The organism is Aquipuribacter nitratireducens, from assembly GCF_037860835.1.
Taxonomy (GTDB): domain Bacteria; phylum Actinomycetota; class Actinomycetes; order Actinomycetales; family JBBAYJ01; genus Aquipuribacter; species Aquipuribacter nitratireducens.
On the sequence record NZ_JBBEOG010000023.1, the window covers coordinates 1 to 1,733 of the forward strand.

Genomic DNA, 1,733 nt, shown 5'->3' on the forward strand with positions numbered 1-1,733 from the left:
ACCTTACGCGGTGTCACGGCTGCGCATCAGGCAAACGGCGAAGGAAGGGCTGATCAGGGGAACCGGGCGGAGATTTGCAGGCGTGTCGTCACACACAGCGACCGTTAGCCGCGGCGAGTCACATCCCCGGAATCTCCCGAACCCACTCGAGGTAGACACTTCGCCACCTGCTCTCGTCACGCGGAGCCCGGGCGGCCAAGCCGCGCCGCGGCACGGCGTACAAGGCCAAGGCCCTTGCCGATGTCAAAGTGCTTCTGCGGGTCGCGCGCAGCAAGGCCGTCCGCTGGCCGGGCTGCAGGCGGCCCCGCTTCAAGGCGTACGTGTACCGGCGAAGAAGCACGTCCCGCCAGACGCTGCGCGGAAGTGCGCTGGCCATGTGCCTCAGGGAAACGAAGCGCGTTAGCAGCGCGCTGGCCCAGTCGACTCCCACCGCGACTGGCAGATTCATCCCGAACGACTCGGACCGTTTCACCACAATCGCTGGGTCGAGCTGTGAAGCGATGAGGGCGAGGTCGCATGCCCAGATCAGGCGGCGCCCGCCTTCCTTTACGGCATGCCACGCGAGGTGGATGAACTCCGACTCGCGATCGAGTACCCACCACCCGGTGCCCGGTAGGCGTTCGCGGCGGTCAAGCAGCGTCGATGTGCGAAGGTCGAAGGTAGTCCGGCTATTGGCGTTGTTGATCAAATGCCAGTGAAGATCGACCGTAACCCCCGCCGGCATTGCCACGGACACTTGAGCGAGCTCCAGCTCCCGTAGCACTCGCCAGCTCTCCACGAGAGGTACACCGCCCACTCTCGTCAACTCGTCGAGCGCCTCACCGAAGCGGTCAGGCGGCACTAGTACGTCAACGTCAGAAAAGGAGCGCCACAGCGGGGTCGCGTAGTGTCGCAAGCTTACGGCAGGGCCCTTCACCACTAGCCAGGGCAGCGCAGCAGTCTCGAAGCGCTCCGAAAGGCAGTCGAGCACAACGTGACCGCGAACGAGCCGGTCAACAGCACTTTGGCGAACGTCATCGCCACGAAGCACCAGGCTTGCCACGCCGTGAGGCCCCGCCAGCGTGACTACAGAGCCGGGAAGGACGGTGGACCCGCTCTGACCATCCAGGAGCACCGTCTCGGTCGCGGCGACAAGCGAGAGAAAGGCCCCATCAGTCGGCACTGGCGTCCAATTGTCGAGACACAGCCGTCACTAGGGGGGCGAGTCGTTCGGACCACGAGATCCCCGCGGTGGTCGACAAAAGGTCGGTCTCCGACGCCGGCCCGAGTGACAACGCTGCGCGGGTCGGTTGACCCCAACCGCCGTCTGGCGGCACAAGGATCACACGTGACCCCAATCCGCGTACGGGCGGCAGATCGGTCGCCACGACCGGTAGCCCAGCAGCGACGTACTCATACAGCTTCAGGGGTGACATGGCCGTCGTGAGGCCGGTGATCCGGTGTGGCAGAAGCCCCACGTCGCACGCTACGACGAGTTCACGAAGCCGAGATTGGCCGACTGGACCATGCATACGGAGGTTCGGCAGCCGTGACAGTTCAGACAGCGGAGCTGTATCGGTGACTGGGCCGACAAGGTGCACTTCATCGACAACCGCGGCAACCTGAGCGACGGCATCGCTGTCAAGACGCTCGTCGACGGTACCTGTGTACACGGCCTTCGTGGGGTCGTCAGCGGACCTAGTGCGGATCTGAGATCGAGCCTGCTTCCATGCTGCGACATCTACCCCATTTGG

The 1,733-nt window shown here is 64.6% G+C and carries 2 protein-coding genes; both read right to left on the minus strand.

Translation table 11 applies throughout. The features are described 5' to 3' along the window. Positions 1–118 precede the first annotated feature (118 nt). The gene (locus tag WAB14_RS18165) at positions 119–1,162 is read right to left on the minus strand and encodes a nucleotidyltransferase family protein (RefSeq protein ID WP_340271756.1); all 1,044 of its coding nucleotides are present in this window, start codon (positions 1,160–1,162) and stop codon (positions 119–121) included. Then, the gene (locus tag WAB14_RS18285) at positions 1,152–1,652 is read right to left on the minus strand and encodes a glycosyltransferase (protein ID WP_377002928.1); all 501 of its coding nucleotides are present in this window, start codon (positions 1,650–1,652) and stop codon (positions 1,152–1,154) included. The genes WAB14_RS18165 and WAB14_RS18285 overlap by 11 nt, the downstream gene beginning before the upstream one ends. Positions 1,653–1,733 lie beyond the last annotated feature (81 nt).